At 40.8% G+C, this 18308-nt stretch carries 18 protein-coding genes; 3 read left to right on the top strand and 15 right to left on the bottom strand.

What is annotated here, in order from left to right; all coding sequences use genetic code 11:
- Positions 1–8: 8 nt before the first annotated feature.
- The 10 genes from hscA to prlC form a co-directional block, all read right to left on the bottom strand.
- The gene (hscA, locus tag ACJJVZ_RS05495; RefSeq protein WP_405598775.1) at positions 9–1871 is read right to left on the bottom strand and encodes a Fe-S protein assembly chaperone HscA; all 1863 of its coding nucleotides are present in this window, start codon (positions 1869–1871) and stop codon (positions 9–11) included.
- Between the two features lie 41 nt (positions 1872–1912).
- Positions 1913–2440, bottom strand: coding sequence for a co-chaperone HscB (hscB, locus tag ACJJVZ_RS05490; RefSeq protein WP_405598773.1), 528 nt, complete (start codon positions 2438–2440; stop codon positions 1913–1915).
- Between the two features lie 95 nt (positions 2441–2535).
- Positions 2536–2859, bottom strand: a complete 324-nt coding sequence (gene iscA / locus ACJJVZ_RS05485) for an iron-sulfur cluster assembly protein IscA (protein WP_007377674.1) — start codon at positions 2857–2859, stop codon at positions 2536–2538.
- 12 nt (positions 2860–2871) lie between these two features.
- Positions 2872–3255, bottom strand: coding sequence for a Fe-S cluster assembly scaffold IscU (gene iscU / locus ACJJVZ_RS05480; RefSeq protein WP_007377675.1), 384 nt, complete (start codon positions 3253–3255; stop codon positions 2872–2874).
- A 41-nt stretch (positions 3256–3296) separates the two neighbouring features.
- Complete coding sequence (locus ACJJVZ_RS05475) at positions 3297–4514, bottom strand: IscS subfamily cysteine desulfurase (protein WP_077536140.1); 1218 nt, start codon at positions 4512–4514, stop codon at positions 3297–3299.
- Positions 4515–4538: 24 nt separating this feature from the next.
- On the bottom strand, positions 4539–5030 hold the full coding sequence (gene iscR / locus ACJJVZ_RS05470; RefSeq protein WP_024612845.1) for a Fe-S cluster assembly transcriptional regulator IscR: 492 nt from the start codon (positions 5028–5030) through the stop codon (positions 4539–4541).
- Positions 5031–5265: 235 nt separating this feature from the next.
- Entirely contained in the window at positions 5266–5991 is a 726-nt protein-coding gene (gene trmJ / locus ACJJVZ_RS05465) for a tRNA (cytosine(32)/uridine(32)-2'-O)-methyltransferase TrmJ (protein ID WP_182702347.1), read from the bottom strand.
- 159 nt (positions 5992–6150) lie between these two features.
- On the bottom strand, positions 6151–6906 hold the full coding sequence (locus ACJJVZ_RS05460) for a class I SAM-dependent methyltransferase (protein ID WP_182702346.1): 756 nt from the start codon (positions 6904–6906) through the stop codon (positions 6151–6153).
- 57 nt (positions 6907–6963) lie between these two features.
- Positions 6964–8145 (bottom strand): PleD family two-component system response regulator, encoded by a 1182-nt coding sequence (locus ACJJVZ_RS05455; protein ID WP_193156196.1) that lies wholly within the window; start codon positions 8143–8145, stop codon positions 6964–6966.
- Positions 8146–8282: 137 nt separating this feature from the next.
- Entirely contained in the window at positions 8283–10322 is a 2040-nt protein-coding gene (prlC, locus tag ACJJVZ_RS05450; protein WP_405598766.1) for an oligopeptidase A, read from the bottom strand.
- 297 nt (positions 10323–10619) lie between these two features.
- Here prlC and gorA point away from each other — a divergent pair, with 297 nt between their 5' ends.
- Both gorA and ACJJVZ_RS05440 read left to right on the top strand, forming a co-directional pair.
- Positions 10620–11981, top strand: coding sequence for a glutathione-disulfide reductase (gorA, locus tag ACJJVZ_RS05445; RefSeq protein ID WP_405598764.1), 1362 nt, complete (start codon positions 10620–10622; stop codon positions 11979–11981).
- A 137-nt stretch (positions 11982–12118) separates the two neighbouring features.
- Positions 12119–12955, top strand: coding sequence for a mechanosensitive ion channel family protein (locus ACJJVZ_RS05440; protein ID WP_077536151.1), 837 nt, complete (start codon positions 12119–12121; stop codon positions 12953–12955).
- A 282-nt stretch (positions 12956–13237) separates the two neighbouring features.
- Here the strand turns inward: ACJJVZ_RS05440 and ACJJVZ_RS05435 are convergent, their stop codons facing one another.
- From ACJJVZ_RS05435 to ACJJVZ_RS05415, 5 genes are all read right to left on the bottom strand, one after another.
- The gene (locus ACJJVZ_RS05435) at positions 13238–13828 is read right to left on the bottom strand and encodes a DUF2799 domain-containing protein (RefSeq protein ID WP_405598761.1); all 591 of its coding nucleotides are present in this window, start codon (positions 13826–13828) and stop codon (positions 13238–13240) included.
- A 91-nt stretch (positions 13829–13919) separates the two neighbouring features.
- Positions 13920–14855 carry a polysaccharide deacetylase family protein gene (locus ACJJVZ_RS05430; protein ID WP_193156193.1) on the bottom strand — a complete coding sequence of 312 codons (936 nt, stop codon included), beginning with the start codon at positions 14853–14855 and terminating at the stop codon, positions 13920–13922.
- 18 nt (positions 14856–14873) lie between these two features.
- Complete coding sequence (locus tag ACJJVZ_RS05425) at positions 14874–15413, bottom strand: YbhB/YbcL family Raf kinase inhibitor-like protein (RefSeq protein ID WP_193156192.1); 540 nt, start codon at positions 15411–15413, stop codon at positions 14874–14876.
- 34 nt (positions 15414–15447) lie between these two features.
- Positions 15448–16548 (bottom strand): alkene reductase, encoded by a 1101-nt coding sequence (locus tag ACJJVZ_RS05420; protein ID WP_405598757.1) that lies wholly within the window; start codon positions 16546–16548, stop codon positions 15448–15450.
- Positions 16549–16854: 306 nt separating this feature from the next.
- The gene (locus tag ACJJVZ_RS05415) at positions 16855–17259 is read right to left on the bottom strand and encodes a hypothetical protein (RefSeq protein WP_077536155.1); all 405 of its coding nucleotides are present in this window, start codon (positions 17257–17259) and stop codon (positions 16855–16857) included.
- Between the two features lie 113 nt (positions 17260–17372).
- On the opposite strand from ACJJVZ_RS05415, the gene ACJJVZ_RS05410 reads away from it, so the two are divergent.
- Positions 17373–18266, top strand: coding sequence for a LysR family transcriptional regulator (locus tag ACJJVZ_RS05410; protein WP_405598755.1), 894 nt, complete (start codon positions 17373–17375; stop codon positions 18264–18266).
- Positions 18267–18308: the final 42 nt, after the last annotated feature.

Below are 18308 nucleotides of genomic sequence, written 5' to 3'. Positions count from 1 at the left end.
AATCTCTCTTAAATGTTGTCTACTGACTGCCCTGTAAGGGCCTTTTTAATTGATGCATCCATTCTGCGCGATGCAAAGTCACTACTCGCATTATCAACTTTTTCGATAGCGGCTTTAATTTCGTTTGGTTCTTGTGCATTTTCGCGCACTTTTACTAGTTCTGCAATTTCAGCGCGTAAGTTTGCTAGTTGCGTATCGTCTAGTAATGATCCATCGCTTGCAAGTGATGCATTAAGCGCTTCAATAACACGCAGTGCTTCTACTTGTTGCTCTTTAAGCATACGTGCTTGCATATCGCCTTTAGCGTTGCTCATTGACTCTTTTAGCATGTTAGCTACTTGGTCATCAGATAAACCAAACGACGGTTTAACCTGAATCTCAGCTTGCACGCCTGTTGATTTTTCCATTGCTGAAACACTTAATAGACCATCGGCATCAACTTTGAAGGTAACACGAATATGCGCAGCGCCTGCCGCCATTGGTGGAATACCTTTTAAGCTAAACTTAGCAAGTGATCGACAATCATCAACAAGCTCACGCTCGCCTTGCAACACATGCAATGACATGGCTGTTTGGCCGTCTTTAAACGTTGTAAATTCTTGTGCGCGAGCTACCGGAATCGTGGTATTACGTGGAATAATTTTTTCAACCAAACCACCCATCGTTTCAAGGCCTAACGACAATGGTAAAACATCAAGCAATAACATGTCAGAATCTGGCTTGTTGCCAATTAATACGTCAGCTTGAAGTGCAGCGCCTAAGGCGACAACGCGATCAGGGTCGATAGAGGTTAGCGGCTCTTTATCAAAAAAGCTTTGAACTTGGCTACGCACTAGTGGCATACGGGTTGAACCGCCGACCATAATAACTTGCAGTACGTCTTCGTTTTCTATGCCAGCGTCTTTTACAGCACGTCGACACGAACGTAGCGTTTTTTTAACCAATGGTATAGCCAGCTCATCAAAGGTTTCGCGCGTTACTTCAACAGTGTATTTTTGATCGTCAAACTCAAGACCTACATTCACTTTTGCATATTGGCTAAGTGCTTCTTTACACGCTTTTGCTTTATTGATGAATAAACGTAAAACTGAAGATGATAACGCTGACACACCAGTTTGCTGTTTAAAGTAATCAACAAGGAGCGAGTCAAAGTCATCGCCACCGAGGCTAGAGTCGCCGCCCGTTGCCATTACTTCAAATACACCTTGATGTAGTCTAAGTACTGATATATCAAACGTACCACCGCCTAAATCGTAAACAGCAATAATACCTTCTTGACCTGAATCTAAGCCATAAGCAACGGCTGCTGCTGTTGGCTCATTTAATAAACGTAGTACGTTAATGCCTGCAAGCTCTGCTGCATCTTTAGTACTTTGGCGCTGCGCGTCATCAAAGTACGCTGGTACAGTAATCACAGCACCTAAAATCTCTTGATTGCCAAAGCTTTGTTCGGCACGTGCTTTTAATGCAGCTAAAATGTGGCTTGATGCTTTAATTGGACTGATTTTACCTGCCGCAGTTTCTATTGCTAGCGCACCATTGTGTTCACAGAACTGATACGGTAATTGGCCATAACTTTGCTCTATTTCAGTCTGAGTTTTACCTAAAAAACGCTTAACCGAAATAAGTGTATTCGCAGGGTCTTGCGTTGCAGCTTGCGCTGCCTCTGCGCCAACAGTAATACCACCTGCTTGATAACGCACAACCGACGGTAACATAGCCGCGCCAAGATCATCAGTTAACGTGCGGGCTTCGCCACTTTGCACTGTTGCTACCAATGAATTGGTTGTACCAAGGTCAATACCAATCGCTAGTTTATGTTCGTGTGGTGCCGCGCTCTGCCCCGGCTCAGCAATTTGCAATAATGCCATAATGCTCTTTAAACTCGTGTTGCTCGCTTTGCAGCAAGTAATTAATCGTCAAATAAACTGTCTTCAATGCGCTCTAATTCGTCACGTAACTTATAAACAAACTTCAGTTTACGAATATTATCTGCGGCAAGTTGATAGTGCTGCTCATCGTTACTTGCTAGTTGTTCAGCAAGTTGTGCACTGTATTGATTGTTTAGTTGCTTAATTTGTTTTTCAAAATTTGCAATCGCAGTATCAGGATCGCTTGCTGATGTTAGCTCTTCAAGTTCTTCGCGAAGTTCCATTTGCTGCATTAAAAACATTGGATCTTGTAAGGTTTGCTGCTCTGCACGAATATCAACGCCTAGCTCGCTCAGCATGTACTCGGCACGCTTTACTGGGTGCTTTAATATTTGCAACGCATCGTTAATTTCGGCGGCGCTTTGCACGGCCATTAATTTATCGCGGCTGCTCGCATTCGCGTGGCGATCAGGATGTACAGTACGCTGTAATTCCAAGTAGTGCTTGTTAACTGTTGCTAAATCAATATTGTAATCAACGGGGACTGCAAATAATTCAAAGTAACGCATAACTTCAACCAATAATATTCAGAAATTAATTTCAAAAATAACAAAGCCCTACATTAACTGGCAGGGCTTATTTATACTACAAAGATATTTAAAGCTTAAACGGTAAAGCTTTCGCCACAACCACACTCATCTGCTTGGTTAGGGTTTCTAAATTTAAACCCTTCATTTAAGCCTTCTTTAGTGTAGTCGAGCTCTGTGCCGTCGATGTAAACTAAGCTTTTAGCGTCAACAATTAATGTGACACCTTTAGCCGCAAAAGTTTCATCGTCTTCGTTTAAATCGTCAACAAACTCAAGTACATAAGCAAGACCTGAACAGCCCGTCGTTTTAATGCCAACGCGCAGGCCTAAACCTTTACCGCGGTTTGCTAAAAATGATTGTACGCGGTTTGCTGCCGCATCTGTCAATGTCACTGCCATGAGTTTCTCTTCTTACTTCGCTTGTTTACTTTTGTAGTCTGCAATTGCTGCTTGAATTGCGTCTTCGGCTAAAATTGAACAGTGAATTTTCACTGGTGGTAATTCAAGCTCTGCACTGATATCAGTGTTTTTAATTGTCGCTGCTTCGTCTAATGTTTTACCCTTAACCCACTCTGTTACAAGTGAAGATGAAGCAATTGCACTACCACAACCATAGGTCTTGAATTTTGCATCTTCAATAACGCCTTCGGCTGATACTTTGATTTGCAATTTCATTACGTCACCACATGCTGGTGCGCCTACCATACCCGTTGCCACTGACGGATCATTCTTATCTAGAGTACCTACGTTACGTGGGTTTTCTACGTGGTCGATTACTTTATCACTATAAGCCATTATTCTATCCTCATTACCTGCTAGGGTATGTGCTCACACTATTAGTGGTGGGCCCATTCAACTGAATCTAAATCAATACCTTCTTGATGCATCTCCCAAAGTGGAGACATTTCACGTAGGCGACCGATAGAGTTTTTCATTAATTCAACGGTGTAATCAATCTCTTCTTCGGTAGTAAAGCGACCAATACTAAAACGAATTGAGCTATGTGCTAATTCGTCGTTACGGCCAAGTGCACGCAGTACATAAGAAGGCTCTAAGCTTGCAGATGTACAGGCTGAACCTGACGATACTGCAATGTCTTTTACTGCCATAAGTAACGACTCACCTTCAACAAAGTTAAAGCTGATGTTTATAATACCTGGTACTGATTGGTCTTGTGTGCCGTTAAAGTATACTTCGTCCATATCAGACATAATGCCGTCAATTAGACGTTTACGTAATGCACTGATGTGTGCGTAATCTTTTTCAAAATCTTCTTTGGCGATTCTAAATGCAGTTCCCATACCCACTAATTGGTGAGTAGCAAGCGTACCAGAACGCATACCGCGTTCATGTCCGCCACCGTGCATTTGCGCTTCTAAGCGAGCACGTGGTTTACGACGAACGTAAAGTGCACCAACACCTTTAGGACCGTACGCTTTGTGTGCAGAGAACGACATAAAATCAACTTTAAGCTGCTGTATGTCGATAAGTACTTTACCCGCACTTTGCGCTGCATCTACGTGGAACATAATTTTACGTTCGCGACACATTTCGCCAATAGTCGCGATATCTTGAATTACACCTAGCTCGTTATTAACATGCATGATGCTTACAAGTACTGTGTCGTCACGCATTGTGTCGGCAAGTTTTTGTAAATCAAGTAGGCCGTTTTCTTCAACGTCCATATACGTTACTTCAAAACCTTGGCGCTCAAGCTCACGACATGTGTCGATAACAGCTTTGTGCTCAGTTTTAGCGGTAATAACGTGCTTACCTTTCTTTTTGTAAAACTGTGCGGCACCTTTAATAGCAAGGTTATTTGATTCAGTTGCACCCGAAGTGAAAACTATTTCACGTGGGTCTGCATTAATTAAATCCGCAATATCATTACGCGCTTGGTCAACGGCTTCTTCTGCTTGCCAACCAAAACGGTGTGAACGTGACGCAGGGTTACCAAATTTACCGTCCATTGTCAGGCATTGCATCATTTCTTTAGCAACACGTTCGTCAACAGGCGTGGTCGCTGCGTAATCTAAATAAATCGGTAACTTCATTTCTCTCTCCGCTGCAGGTCAACTTTAAAGTTGACAGCTTACTTGAATATTTTCCAACTGCTTGATTGCATTATTAATACTGTTATCTTGGCGCGATGCTATTTCTTTCACATCTGACTTTTCCACCAATTCAGCAAGGGTAATATTGTTTAAAAATTCTTCTATACGTGCGCTTAAATCTGACCACAAATTATGTGTTAAACAACGCATGCCACTCTGACAGCCGGTATCGGCACCTTGGCAACGTGTTGCATCGACCGATTCGTCTACGGCGCTAATAATATCGCCAACAGAAATAACGTTCGTTTCTCGCCCTAGTAAATAACCACCACCAGGCCCACGAACAGAACTTACTAAGCCATTTTTACGTAAACGGGCAAATAATTGTTCAAGGTATGACAAAGAAATTTCTTGTCGCTGTGAAATATCAGCAAGGGCTACAGGACCTACACCTGTGTGCAGTGCAACATCCAGCATCGCTGTAACGGCATATCTGCCTTTTGATGTTAACTTCATAACGCCCCCTGCACAAAGAGTGCAAATTTTAATTACCAGAGTAGATTAGTCAAGTATTATCACTTGATAAAAATTTGATTTAAACACTCTTACTTTTAAATTGTAGAGTTAACAAATTTTCAATACTTGACCTCTTTAGTCAAGTATTACGGCCATTGTAATTACCTGAGTAATTTAGTCAAGTATTAGCGCGTTAATTAGTCTCGGTCTTTTATAACTAATCGCTATACCTAAGTTACTTAGGGATAGACTTATTAATTGAGGTGAGAATACCGCGTAAAATGTTCATTTCGGCATCTTCTGGACGAGCACGGTTAAATAAGCGACGTAGCTTTGTCATTACAATACCTGGGTGCTGTTTTATTATGAAGCCAGTTTTAAACAGTGTCTCTTCAAGGTGATCGTAAAATAGCTCTGTTTGTTTTGAACTCGGGTAAACTGTGTCATCCTCTTCAACCTTTTTAGGCTGTTGATTTAAAAACGCCATGCGTGTTTCGTAGCACAACGTTTGCACTGCCATCGCTAAGTTAAGCGAGCTATATTCAGGATTCGCAGGGATGCATACATGGTAATTACAAAGCTGTAACTCATCGTTGCTTAAACCACTGTTTTCACGACCAAACACAAGTGCTACAGGGCCATTTACAGCTTCTGCAACCAGTTTTTCACCACATTCACGTGGTTCAACCATAGGCCAAGAAAGCGTACGCGAGCGCGCACTGGTGCCAATTGTTAATGCACAATCGGCAATCGCTTCTTCAACAGTCCCAACAATAACTGCATTGCCTAAAACATCACTGGCACCTGCAGACAAAGCACTCGCGTGGCTGTCTATTTCACATGCGGGGTCAACTAAATAAAGTTTTGATAAACCCATGGTTTTCATGGCGCGAGCTGCTGAGCCAATATTGCCTGAGTGTGATGTGTTAACTAAAACAACGCGAATATCATCTAAGATCATTGCTATGCTACTTACCTATGCCAAAAATTGCGCGAATTCTAACATGAAAATGCCACAAGATCCTAGATTCAAAAAGCTAGATCCTAAGATCCAGCCCAATATAATGCTTCTTACATGAGCCGGCTTTATTGTATAAAAACACCAATCTATGCTTAGTGTTTAAACCATTGCCGCTTTTACATACACATCAAAGCGATTTTTTTTAGTTTTAATTTGCATACTTGGGGTTTGATCATTTAAAAATGGGGCGTAATCGGGGCGCTTTACGACTACGCGTTTACTGGCGAGTGGGTAGGCGAATTCGAGTAAATCGTCGGCGTCGGTATCTGCACCAACAAGCTCTTGGAATACACGCATTTCTTTTTTAACAAGAGCTGATTTTTCACGATGCGGGAACATAGGATCTAAATAAACTACATCAGGGATGCTTTCACATTGCGATAGTAACGTATGGCTCGAACCAAATATGAGGCTCATACTTTGCTTCATCCATGAGCCAATTTCTATGTCGTTATAAGCGCGCTGTAAACCATCATACAATAACGCGGCCACTACGGGATGACGTTCATGCAATATAACGTTGCACCCTAGTGACGCAAGTACAAAACCATCACGACCTAAGCCTGCTGTTGCATCAAGCACAACGGGCGTTGCCCCTTTGTTTAAGCCAACCGCTTTTGCAATTGCTTGGCCTTTCCCCCCACCAAACTTACGTCTATGTGCCGCTGCACCGGTTACAAAATCAACATTGATTGCGCCTAATTTGGGTTCATCTGTTTTATATAAACTCAAGCCACTATCGTCATAATGTAGGCTAAAACCATTGCTTTGTTCTGCCCACTGAGCCAAACCAAAACGTGTTTCTAACTCATTTAAATAAGGGCGACACTCTTTAAAAACACACTGAATAACCACTATACACTCCGACGATAAAATACCTGATCAGTATATCAATCAGTGCAAGTTAAAGCACTAAAATAGCTCTATATCATTATTTTCAGTGGTATTTTGTAAGACAAGTTCACCAGCGTTACTACGCAAGCTAGCGAGTAACTCATTGCGAGTTTCATTAATTTGCTTAAGCTGACATTTAATAAATGCTAAATCGCTATTAGCAGAAGTAAATAGCTGCATAGTTTGATCTAGCTTGATAAAGTAGGGTGTTAAGTCACAAAGCTTATCACTTTCTTTTTGCAGTTTAATTGCACAATCAAGCTCATGTAATTGTTCTATAAACTGTTTAGTAATACTGTTTTGTGCCTGATTCTGAGAAACTAATTGTTTTACTATATCTTCAAGCGCAATGCCTATTTGCGCGGCCTGTTCGTAGCTATTTTCATTATTTTGTATGGTGATCGCTTTTTCATTGGTGATCTCCAAAATGTGCGGAAACAAATCTTTGTAACGTCCAAATTTAGCACTATCGTCAACGGGCATATTTTTTATCAGTAATGATACTTTAGGGTAGTTAATAATGGTGCTGGCACCAACATCAACAAACCGCTGCGCGTACCTATGTTGTTCTAGCAATTCTTGCTCTAATGGGCACACCGCACTTTGTAAGCTATAAAATATGCCTTGGCTTTTGTACCAAAATACAACCACGACATCTAAATTGAAAGGAGTAAAAAATGCTAAAAAATATTCGCTTAATAATTGAAAATTATTAGCATGGTAACTTTGCCCAACAAACCGCATTATTCGCCCCATATCTCCTGATTCAGTCATGGCTATTTGGGCCGTTTTTTCTGCATGCTCTACATCATTTTTTAACTTTATGCCTTGTTGACGATATTCATAAAGCACCTTTATGCGCGCCATCAATTCTTGGGCATTAAAAGGCTTAGCTATATAGTCAGATGCACCAGCACTGTAACCTTTTACACGATCAGCCAACTCGATATTGGATGATAGAAACATAACGGGGATGTCTTTGGTCTGCTCATTTTTTTTAATGACTTGGCAAACGTCAAAACCTGATTTACCCGGCATTTCTATATCGAGTAAGATAATATCTGGCTTGTATTTTTTTGTGAGTCTTAAACCTTCATCACCATCTTTCGCATGAATAATTTTACAAAAACCTGCTAAAGACTCCTCAATTATATGGTGAACCAACTTATCGTCATCAATTGCCAATATTAGCTTTGCCATGCCCTAGTCCATTTTGTTAGGTATGTTAAGAGCATAGCTTGGTAGACTGAATTTACTAAAAATTTTAGGGTAAAATTTAGATAATAAAAAAGCGCCATCAAGGCGCTTTAGTTTAGTTTGTGCTAAAAAATTTATTTTTAAGCCGCAATACCACTATGACGCAGTAAAGCATCTACATTTGGCTCGCGGCCACGGAATTTTTTAAATAGCTCCATCGGCTCCTCACTGCCGCCTTTTTCTAAAATATTTTGCATGAAGGCTTGCCCTGTTTCTGGGTTAAAAATACCTTCTTCTTCAAACTTAGAAAATGCATCAGCAGAAAGAACTTCAGCCCACTTATATGAATAGTAACCAGCACTATAACCACCAGCAAAGATATGACTAAAACCATGTTGAAAACGATTAAACTCAGGCGGATTAACCACCGACGTGCGGCTACGTACATCGTTTAATACCGTTTGAATTTGGCATTCTTCACCGGCTTTATAATCATTATGTATTTTAAAGTCGAATAACGAGAACTCAATTTGACGTAGCATTTGCATGCCTGAGTTATAGTTTTTAGCCGCTAGTAACTTATCAAGTAGCTCTTTAGGTAACGGCTCGCCCGTTTCATAATGACCTGAAATAAAGCTCAGTGCTTCTTCTTCATAACACCAGTTTTCTAAGAACTGACTAGGAAGCTCTACTGCATCCCAAGCAACCCCATTAATACCCGCTACTGGTGCTGCATCAACTTGAGTTAACATGTGATGAATACCATGGCCAAACTCGTGGAACAAGGTTGTCACTTCGTCATGAGTAAACAGCGCAGGCTTATCGCCTACCGCTTTATTAAAGTTACATACTAAATAAGCAACCGGTGTTTGTAACTCGCCGTTAGCACGTACTTTACGACCCATACAGTCGTCCATCCACGCACCGCCGCGTTTACGGTCGCGCGCATATAAATCGAGATAAAAACGTCCGCGTAGGGTATTGCTGCTGTCTACAATTTCAAAAAAGCGTACATCTTTGTGGTAGCTGTCAAAGTCAGTAACTTCTTTTACGCTAATACCAAATAAGCGGTTAACGGTTTCGAATAAGCCACTTAATACTTTATTTGCTGGGAAGTAAGGACGTAGCACTTCGTCTGAAATTGCGTATTTTTCTTGCTTAAGTTTTTCGCTGTAGTAACCAAAATCCCATGCCTGCAATTCAGAAATACCATGCTTTTGCTCAGCGTAAGCTTTTAGCTCTGCCACTTCTTGCTCTGCTTGTGGTTTTGATTTAGCCGCTAGGTCTTCTAAAAACGAGAATACTTGCGCCGGTGTTTCGGCCATTTTAGTTGCCAGTGATTTTTCAGCGTAGCTGTTGAATCCTAGTAACTGTGCAAGTTCATGGCGAAGCGCAAGCTCCTCACTCATAATATCAGAATTATCAAATTCACCGGCGTTAGGGCCTTGATCGGATGCGCGGGTAGAAAACGCAGTGTAGGTTTCTCTGCGAAGCTCGCGATTATCTGCATAAGTCATAATTGGCAAGTACGACGGAAAATCAAGGGTAAATACCCAACCGTCTAATTCTTTACTTTTTGCAGTGTCGGCTGCAAGTGCTAAGGCTGATTCTGGTAAACCGGCTAAATCGGCTTCGTCAGTAATGTGTTTGTGCCACGCTAAGGTCGCATCCATTACGTTATTACCAAACTTAGAAGCAAGCTCTGATAAACGTGCGCTTATTTCACCGTAGCGTTTTTGCTGCTTCGGCGCTAATGCAATACCCGATAATTTAAAATCACGCAGCGCATTAGTTATTGTTTTTTGCTGTGCTGTAGTCAGCGTTTTAAATTCGTCGCTGCTATAAAGCGTACTATACGCGTTGTATAAACCTTGATGCTGACCTACAAATGTTGAATATTCAGATATTAACGGTAAGCACTGCTCGTAAGCTTCGCGTAATTCGTCGTTATTCATTACTGAATTTAAATGCGATACAGGGGAGAACATGCGCGATAATTTATCGTCAGCTTCTTCAAGGGGTAATACTAAGTCATCCCACGTGTACGACCCTTTTGCAAGTACGTCATCAATGGCTTTACGACAAAGCTCAATACCGTCTTTAAGTGCTGGTACTACGTACTCAGGCTTTATTTTTGAAAATGGTGGTAAGCCTTCAAGGCCAATTAATGGGTTGCTCATAAATACTCTCTTTGCGTTAATGCATTACGTTTAAATTGGGTCTAAAAATAAAAAAACAACTCTTATCTAATCGGTAAATGGCGCTTACTTTGCCTAATAAAATCTAAAGCGGCCTCTGTTACGTATTCTTGATATCCTGATTTTGTGACTGTTAAACCGCTCTATATTATTGTTTTGTTCAAGCAAAGTGATAAATTCGAATGTTTTTTTACTAAACATAGGTCACCTAAACACTCTTTATTTTTAAAACTTAATGTTATGCTAATGCGCATAAAACTCAACGCCTAAGGACATAAAATGACACAACACTTTGATTATATTGCAATCGGTGGTGGCAGTGGTGGTATTGCCTCTGCAAATAGAGCAGCGATGCGTGGCGCTAAAGTAGCACTTATAGAAGCAAAGCACATGGGCGGCACGTGTGTAAACGTAGGCTGCGTACCTAAAAAAGTAATGTGGCATGGTGCTCAGGTTGCTGAAGCAATTAATTTATATGCCCCAGATTACGGCTTTAATGTTGAAGTTAAAGGTTTTGACTGGAGCAAGTTAGTAGAAAGCCGCGAAGCCTACATAGGCCGAATTCATAAAGGTTATGACAGTGGCCTTGCCAGCAATGGCGTTACTGTAATTAAAGGCTTTGCTAAATTTGTAGATAATAAAACAGTTGAAGTAAATGGCGAGCATTACACAGCCAACCATATATTAATTGCAGTTGGTGGGCGCCCAAGTATTCCAAATATTGAAGGTGCTGAGCACGGCATTGATTCAAATGGCTTTTTTGAACTAAAAGAACAGCCTAAGCGCGTTGCCGTTATTGGCGCAGGCTACATAGCCGTTGAGCTTGCTGGTGTATTACACGGTCTAGGTACTGAGACGCATTTATTTGTACGTAAACACGCTCCACTTCGCAGCTTTGATTCGTACATTGTAGATACACTTGTTGAAGTAATGGCTGCCGAAGGCCCTACTTTACACACTCATTCTGTACCAAATAAATTGATAAAAGAAGATGATGGGTCTGTAACACTGCATTTAGATAACGGTAAAACTCATAACGTTGACCAAGTTATTTGGGCAATTGGTCGCGAGCCAACAACCAATGCTATTAACGTTGCAGCCGCAGGCGTAGAAGTAAACAGCAGTGGTTTTGTAAAAGTTGATGAGTATCAAAATACGACAGCTGAAAATGTATACGCAGTTGGCGATATCATCGAAAACGGTATTGAACTTACACCAGTAGCAGTAAAAGCAGGCCGTACCTTATCTGAGCGCTTATTTAATAAAGAACTACCTGATGATTTAAAAATGGATTACAGCTTAGTTCCTACGGTTGTATTTAGTCACCCACCAATTGGTACTATTGGTTTAACTGAGCAAGAAGCTATTTCCCAGTATGGTGAAGAAAACGTTAAAATTTACCAATCTGGTTTTACAGCTATGTACACAGCCGTAACCAAACATCGTCAGCCTTGTAAGATGAAACTTGTATGTGCCGGCCCAGACGAAAAAGTAGTTGGCCTACATGGTATTGGTTTTGCAGTTGATGAAATGATTCAAGGTTTTGCAGTTGCCATGAAAATGGGCGCAACTAAAGCTGATTTTGATGCCGTTGTTGCTATTCACCCAACAGGCTCAGAAGAGTTTGTTACCATGAAATAAGCTTTTTACAAATTTAAAAACATAAGCCCCTTCGTATTAATTTGCTAAGGGGTTTTTATTTGCATTAAGTTTACCAATTGGCTTAATAAATCAATATACTTAGTGTGTCTTAATCAACTCATATCGAACTGGAAATTATGCTCACAGATATATTATCTCACCCATTTCTTATTTCATTAGTGATGCTCACAATTGCATTTATTCTCAAAGTACTTGTTGATAAATTAGCGAAAAATCGTGCAGAAAAAAAAGAAAAAGATATTCGCTACATTGCACATAATATTAAGCACTTTATTAATTTTGTAATGGTGTTATCACTACTATTTGTATGGTCTACTGAAATACAAAACTTTGCTCTCTCAATTGCCGCTTTTGCTGTTGCAATTGTACTTGCTACACGTGAATTTATTCAGTGTGTCATTGGCTTTTTTTACTTAGTGACAACGCGGCCATTTAGAGTCGGCGATTGGATTCAGGTCGGTGAGTATTATGGTGAAGTCGCCGAAACTGATTGGATAAAAACCACTATGCATGAAATTGATATGCATACTTATCAGTTTTCAAGAAAAACTATATACATACCTAACAATAAGCTGATCACCAGCCCAATTAAAAACTTAAATTTTGTAAAACGCTTTGCCACTCATCATTTTACTATTGTACGTAAAGAGAGTTTTAACCCATACCCAATTTACGACACGTTAACTGCTAAAGCTAAACTTTACTGTAAAGAATTTGAAGAAGTAGCCAGTCGATACAATTCAATTATTGAAAGAAAGCTGGATGCTAAAATTTCGGGCCCTGAGCCTGAAATTCACTTTGGTACAACGGATTTAGGTGAGTTTAGAGCCAGTTTTACGTTGTTTTGCCCAACCGATAAAGCACTTGAAATTGAACATAAACTCACTGAGTGTTTTATGGCACTGTGGTATGCACAAGCGCTGAAAAGTAGCACTGATGCGGGCGAGGTATAAATCTTACTTAACCTGAACTATAGTTAAGAGATTTACTAACATATTGAATCATGGTGATATTTAGATTTATTTCCAGAGTTCAGGTTACTTATACCAATCGACATAAGCATTTAAACAAATTAACGAGTTAAATACTCCATAACATCGTTAAATAGACCCATATTTAAGCCGATTGATATGACAATAACCATTAAAAATAAGCGCGAGTTGATTTCGCGCTTATTTAACTTTTAGGTAGTACTGCAAACCACTCTTTGGTTTTTTAGCCTAAGCCTCGCTTATCTATAACTCGTATTCAACACGAAACGAAGGCAACTTATTTAATAATGGAATAAGCGAACGCTCTCGTCTTAAAGAGCTGCGCTCATCATCAAGTACCCTTCGCTCATTAGTGAGCTCTCTGCGCTGATTACTGGAGACATTTGCAGCACTTAACTCATTGCTGATCACTTCAAGTCGTCTGTTTATTGTGTCGAGTCGGTTATTTATTTCGGTTTTTCTTGCTTCGATTTGGTAACGATCATTACCTTCTTCCCAGGCCTTTCGAAACTGTTTGCTGTTACACACGCCATTAAATGACTCGCCACGAATGCCTACTGTAAAGCCGTTTTCAAGTTTGCAATAGTGCTGCAGGCCATTGTTATAACCTTCTTTATACAAAGCAACGTCAGGTGAAATACCAAACTCTCGACAAGCTTTTACTGTATCAATACCTTGGTTATAAGCCTTGCCTGATTCGCCATGATCATAACCTAGCTGCTGCCAATTTGCGTATGCACACTCTTCTTGCGATAAGCTAGTACAGCCACTGAGAGTAATAAGGGCTAGGCTAAAAACAAGTTTTTTAATCATATCAACAACATCTGTTTTCATTTGAATATACAAGCATATTATCCCCCCTTTAGGGCCATATCAATAGGCCCTAAAGCTGCGTATGTTTAGTCTATCATTCAGTGCTGTTGCATCAGTCGTTAAATTTTCTTGCTGGATTAGTCGGCACTTGTGTTTGTTGCATGATCCATTTTGCTATATTGTCTTTACGCATAAACTTAATACCTTGATGCTGCTTGGCGTACAGAATAAAGTCATCAAGTGCTTTAACTCTCGCAGGCGTCCCTGCAACACGGTCATGCGCACTTATCGACATAATTCGCCGTCTTGTTTTACCTTCGCTATAAAGTACATCAAACTCATCTTTTAGTTCTTGTAAATAGGCTTTACCTGTCATCGCAGTGCTGCCCGAGTAACGAACAATATCGTTATTTCTAAAGGTATAAGGCACTACAACAAAAGGCTTACCATTTACAGGTGTATACGATGGTTCATCACGTGATAAGTCGTCAATGTGATAAATAAAGCCTAAGTTTTGTAAAATGGATAATGTGTTTTTTGAGTGTCGCATCCAAAAAGCATTAAAACCAACAGGGCGAGTGCCCGTTATTTCCTCAATTATATTAGCGCTTTTAATATATGAAGCACGCTCTTGCTCTGCTGTCATTGAGTATTGCGGGGTCCACGTTTGACCATGACCCGATGCTTCATGCCCTCTTGTAACCACTTCTTTGGCTAACATAGGATTTAACTCAACAGCCCTGCCCACCATGTGCGACGTCACTTTGATATTATGCTTATCCCATAAGTCGAGCAACCGTGGAATACCCTCGTTCATACCATATTGATACCATGTAGGAGAGATAGTGTCGTTGTAGCCCACTTCTATTTGAGGAAATGGCCCAGCATCAGAAGCATCCTGTGCGGTGGCTTCAAATTGCATTGAAATAGAGATCACTAGCTGTGCATTATCTGGCCAAAACCCTGATTTTTCAGAGAGCTGTTCAGCGCTAGTTGGTAAACTACCAAGTAATGCGATTAAACACGTAAACAGAGATAATATTTTCATCTGTATATCCTAAGTTAATTAACGCGGACCTGCCGTCACCGTGATACTGGCTGTATCTAGGGCATGCTGGTGTATAAAAAAACCTGTTAATGCACTCGTTGCGCCCTTTGGTACATCAAGCTTTTCAACATCCAATGCATATACTTTATAAGTGTAATTGTGCTTTCTTCCCTCTGGTGGACAAGGGCCAAAGTAGCCAGCTTTGCCCATATCAGTATTGCCCTCAACAGCACCAAGAGGTAGTGACTTGGATGCAATTGAGCTCGTATTTGCTGGAATGTCGTACACCACCCAATGCCAAAACCCGCTGCCTGTCGGTGCATCATTGTCATAAACTGTCACAGCAAAACTTTTGCTCTGTTTAGGCGCGTTTTGCCAATCAAGTTGCGGCCTAATATTGCTTCCTTGACAGCCAAAGTGGTTCCAATATTGTGTCTTCGTTATTGCCTGACCTTGCTGTAAATCAGGGCTTGATAAATTAAATTCAGCAGCAAAACTTATACTACTAAACAAGCCGGTCAGTATTAAAGCGGCAGCTGTTTTTGTTATATTAAACATAGGTATTCCTTGTTTTTATCTTTAAAAATCTGATTTATTGCTGATAAGGAAGGTAATCGGTATAACCTACCGCTGTGCCACCAAAAAGCGTTGCATGGTCAGTAATACTGCTTAATGGTAGTTGGTGTTCAATGCGATACGGTAAATCAGGGTTGGCAATAAAACGTCTGCCAAATGCAATAAAGTCGGCAAGGCCTTTATCGATAAGCTCAGCCCCTGTTTGTTCGGTGTAATTACCAGCAACCATAATAGCGCCGCTAAAGCCGCGACGTAGCGCCTCTCTAAATTCACGTGTCACTGTTGGCGCATCGTCCCAATCTGCTTCTGCTAGGTGAATATATGCAATACCAATGTCATCAAACTTATTTGCAGCGAGTAAAATTGTTTCAATGGCTTCATTGTCATCCATACCACGCTGGGTTATAAAAGGTGCGAGTCTTATACCCACTTTGTGCGCGCCAATAGCTCCACTAATTGCAGCGATAATTTCACACACAAAGCGTATTCTGTTTTCTTGACTGCCACCATATTCATCAAGGCGCTTGTTCGATGAGCGTCGTAAAAACTGGTCAATTAAGTAACCGTTACCACCATGTACTTCAACACCATCAAAGCCTGCTTTTATTGCATTAATAGCCGCTTGTTTATAGTCGTTCACAATCGCTTTAATTTCTAAAGCACTAAGCGCTCGTGGGGTTGGGCAATCAAGCAGGCGCCCTTGTCCATCATCACCCACAACCCAAACTTGTGCATCTGGAGCCAGTGCTGATGGCGCAACAGGTAAGCCATCACTATGAAATGAAGGATGTGACATACGCCCTACATGCCACAGCTGTAAAAATATTTTCCCGCCTTCGTTGTGCACCGCCTGTGTTACAAGTTTCCAACCTTCAATTTGCTCCTGCGAGTAAATACCAGGTGTGAACGAATAACCTTTACCTTGCGGGCTAATTTGCGTTGCCTCTGAAATAATCAGCCCAGCACTTGCGCGTTGAGCATAGTACGTTGCCATTAACTCAGTTGGAATATCACCTGGTTGCGCTGTGCGTGAGCGGGTCATAGGCGCCATAACAATTCGATTATTAAGGGGTGTATCGCCAATTTTTTTAGCGTTGAATAACGATTTTATAGACATAATTTGCTCTCTTATTTAATAATTTACACTAGGGCCTGTTGACCTTTAGCGATTGATTTTGCAGCTGCATGTTTGATATTTAGGCAAGGCAGAGCCTATGGTGTGTGGTTACTCCCCATAAATAGGCGATAACGCAGTATAAATGCCAAACATGCGCTGCCCGAAGGGTTCTACCTAGGGGCAATTAACTCTTTGTTGCTCGGTTTTTACTTAGCCCACTAGGTTACAAACCTCGCGCCGCGATTAAATCGCCCCTAGATTGAACAAATTTCAATCCACAAAGGTCAACTGGCCCTAGGGTTAAAACTAAATTTCATTACTATTAAATAGCATTTCGATTTTTAGCCCTTCAGGCCCATCTATAAAAATCTGATGCTCTAGCAGCTCAGGCACTGAGCGCTCAAAGTAAATGACTCCTGTTTGATCTAAACGATTCTTGAATGCTTGGTAACGTAAGCTACGAATTGCAATATGATCTACAACACCTCGGCCTTGCATTTTGCTATTAACCGCTGATAAATAACGCTGCTGTGCTTTATTTCCAGCAGCGTTGACTAAGTGGATTAACGCAATATTATCGGTGCCATATAGCCAACTACCTTCAAATGAAAACGGTGGCCGGTACCCTTGCGTTAATCCAATAGAGTTGATAAAAAATTGGCGCATTACTGGATAATCAGCACTCGCAATTAACACATGATCTAATCGCATTCGTTTTCTCTTGTCGTTTTTAATACAGCCAGTTTAATTGTTTATGATAATTTGATAATTGAGTTAATATTAAAAAGACTATTCATAAAAACTGAATATAAAAGTGAGGATTAATGGCTAAAATTGATGATATGCAGCTTTTTGTTCATGTAGTGAGATCCGCAGGACTTGCGGCAGCGGGACGGAAAATAGGTTTATCGCCAGCGAGCATGACGGCGCGAATTAATCAGCTCGAAAATCACTATCAAACACGTTTATTGATCCGTAATACCCGCAGCATTAAGTTAACGGATGCAGGTGAGCGATTTTATCAAGGCTGTTTAAGAGTGATTGCTGAAGTTGATGCCGCAGAGCAGAGCATCGCCATCAATGACTGTGAGCTCTCTGGCAGCCTAAAAATCACTGCACCTTCAGATTTTGGTAAGCAGTTTGTTGCCCCTGCGCTATCAAAATTTGTCGCCCTTAATCCGCAAGTAAAACCGCATCTTCATTTAACAGATGGCTTAATCAGCTTAATTGAAGAAGGCATTGATGTCGCTATCCGCTTTGGTAACTTACCAGACAGTAATTTAATCAGCCGTATGATCAAACCCAACAAACGGGTGCTATGTGCCTCAGCTGATTACATAGAAAAACATGGGCAACCTTTATCACCGGATGATTTAGTTGATCATCGATGCCTGGTGATGGAGCGGTTTGGCCAGCCGATGAATGAATGGCATTTTAAAAACACAATAATACGTGTTCCAGTCGCTATGAGTAGCTGTGATGGTTCGGTGATCAGGCATTGGGCTATTAATGGAGCTGGTATTGCACTTAAATCATTGGTCGATATTAGTGTTGATTTAGCTAACGGTAGCCTAGTAACTTTACTCGATGAAGATATTCTTGGATTTAGTAATAAAGATAAAGAACAGATTGGTTTACAGTTTGTCTATCCGTCACGTAAATTTCAGCCTAGGCAAGCAGTGGCATTTATGGACTTTTTACAGCAACAATTAATATAAAAAAACCTTGAGAGCTTGCGCTTTCAAGGTTGTAATTTTGAG

It is taken from the genome of Pseudoalteromonas sp. Ld19 (assembly GCF_045064135.1).
Classification (GTDB): Bacteria; Pseudomonadota; Gammaproteobacteria; order Enterobacterales; family Alteromonadaceae; genus Pseudoalteromonas; species Pseudoalteromonas aliena.
Note: the sequence above shows the minus strand (reverse complement) of the source record. Positions and strands in the feature narration are given on the sequence as shown.

What these genes read in the sequence shown, in the direction of transcription:
- hscA (WP_405598775.1), bottom strand. Translation starts at nt 1,871, where the DNA reads ATGGCATTATTGCAAATTGCTGAGCCGGGGCAGAGCGCGGCACCACAC.
- hscB (WP_405598773.1), bottom strand. Translation starts at nt 2,440, where the DNA reads ATGCGTTACTTTGAATTATTTGCAGTCCCCGTTGATTACAATATTGAT.
- iscA (WP_007377674.1), bottom strand. Translation starts at nt 2,859, where the DNA reads ATGGCAGTGACATTGACAGATGCGGCAGCAAACCGCGTACAATCATTT.
- iscU (WP_007377675.1), bottom strand. Translation starts at nt 3,255, where the DNA reads ATGGCTTATAGTGATAAAGTAATCGACCACGTAGAAAACCCACGTAAC.
- ACJJVZ_RS05475 (WP_077536140.1), bottom strand. Translation starts at nt 4,514, where the DNA reads ATGAAGTTACCGATTTATTTAGATTACGCAGCGACCACGCCTGTTGAC.
- iscR (WP_024612845.1), bottom strand. Translation starts at nt 5,030, where the DNA reads ATGAAGTTAACATCAAAAGGCAGATATGCCGTTACAGCGATGCTGGAT.
- trmJ (WP_182702347.1), bottom strand. Translation starts at nt 5,991, where the DNA reads ATGATCTTAGATGATATTCGCGTTGTTTTAGTTAACACATCACACTCA.
- ACJJVZ_RS05455 (WP_193156196.1), bottom strand. Translation starts at nt 8,145, where the DNA reads ATGGCAAAGCTAATATTGGCAATTGATGACGATAAGTTGGTTCACCAT.
- prlC (WP_405598766.1), bottom strand. Translation starts at nt 10,322, where the DNA reads ATGAGCAACCCATTAATTGGCCTTGAAGGCTTACCACCATTTTCAAAA.
- gorA (WP_405598764.1), top strand. Translation starts at nt 10,620, where the DNA reads ATGACACAACACTTTGATTATATTGCAATCGGTGGTGGCAGTGGTGGT.
- ACJJVZ_RS05440 (WP_077536151.1), top strand. Translation starts at nt 12,119, where the DNA reads ATGCTCACAGATATATTATCTCACCCATTTCTTATTTCATTAGTGATG.
- ACJJVZ_RS05435 (WP_405598761.1), bottom strand. Translation starts at nt 13,828, where the DNA reads ATGAAAACAGATGTTGTTGATATGATTAAAAAACTTGTTTTTAGCCTA.
- ACJJVZ_RS05430 (WP_193156193.1), bottom strand. Translation starts at nt 14,855, where the DNA reads ATGAAAATATTATCTCTGTTTACGTGTTTAATCGCATTACTTGGTAGT.
- ACJJVZ_RS05425 (WP_193156192.1), bottom strand. Translation starts at nt 15,413, where the DNA reads ATGTTTAATATAACAAAAACAGCTGCCGCTTTAATACTGACCGGCTTG.
- ACJJVZ_RS05420 (WP_405598757.1), bottom strand. Translation starts at nt 16,548, where the DNA reads ATGTCTATAAAATCGTTATTCAACGCTAAAAAAATTGGCGATACACCC.
- ACJJVZ_RS05415 (WP_077536155.1), bottom strand. Translation starts at nt 17,259, where the DNA reads ATGCGATTAGATCATGTGTTAATTGCGAGTGCTGATTATCCAGTAATG.
- ACJJVZ_RS05410 (WP_405598755.1), top strand. Translation starts at nt 17,373, where the DNA reads ATGGCTAAAATTGATGATATGCAGCTTTTTGTTCATGTAGTGAGATCC.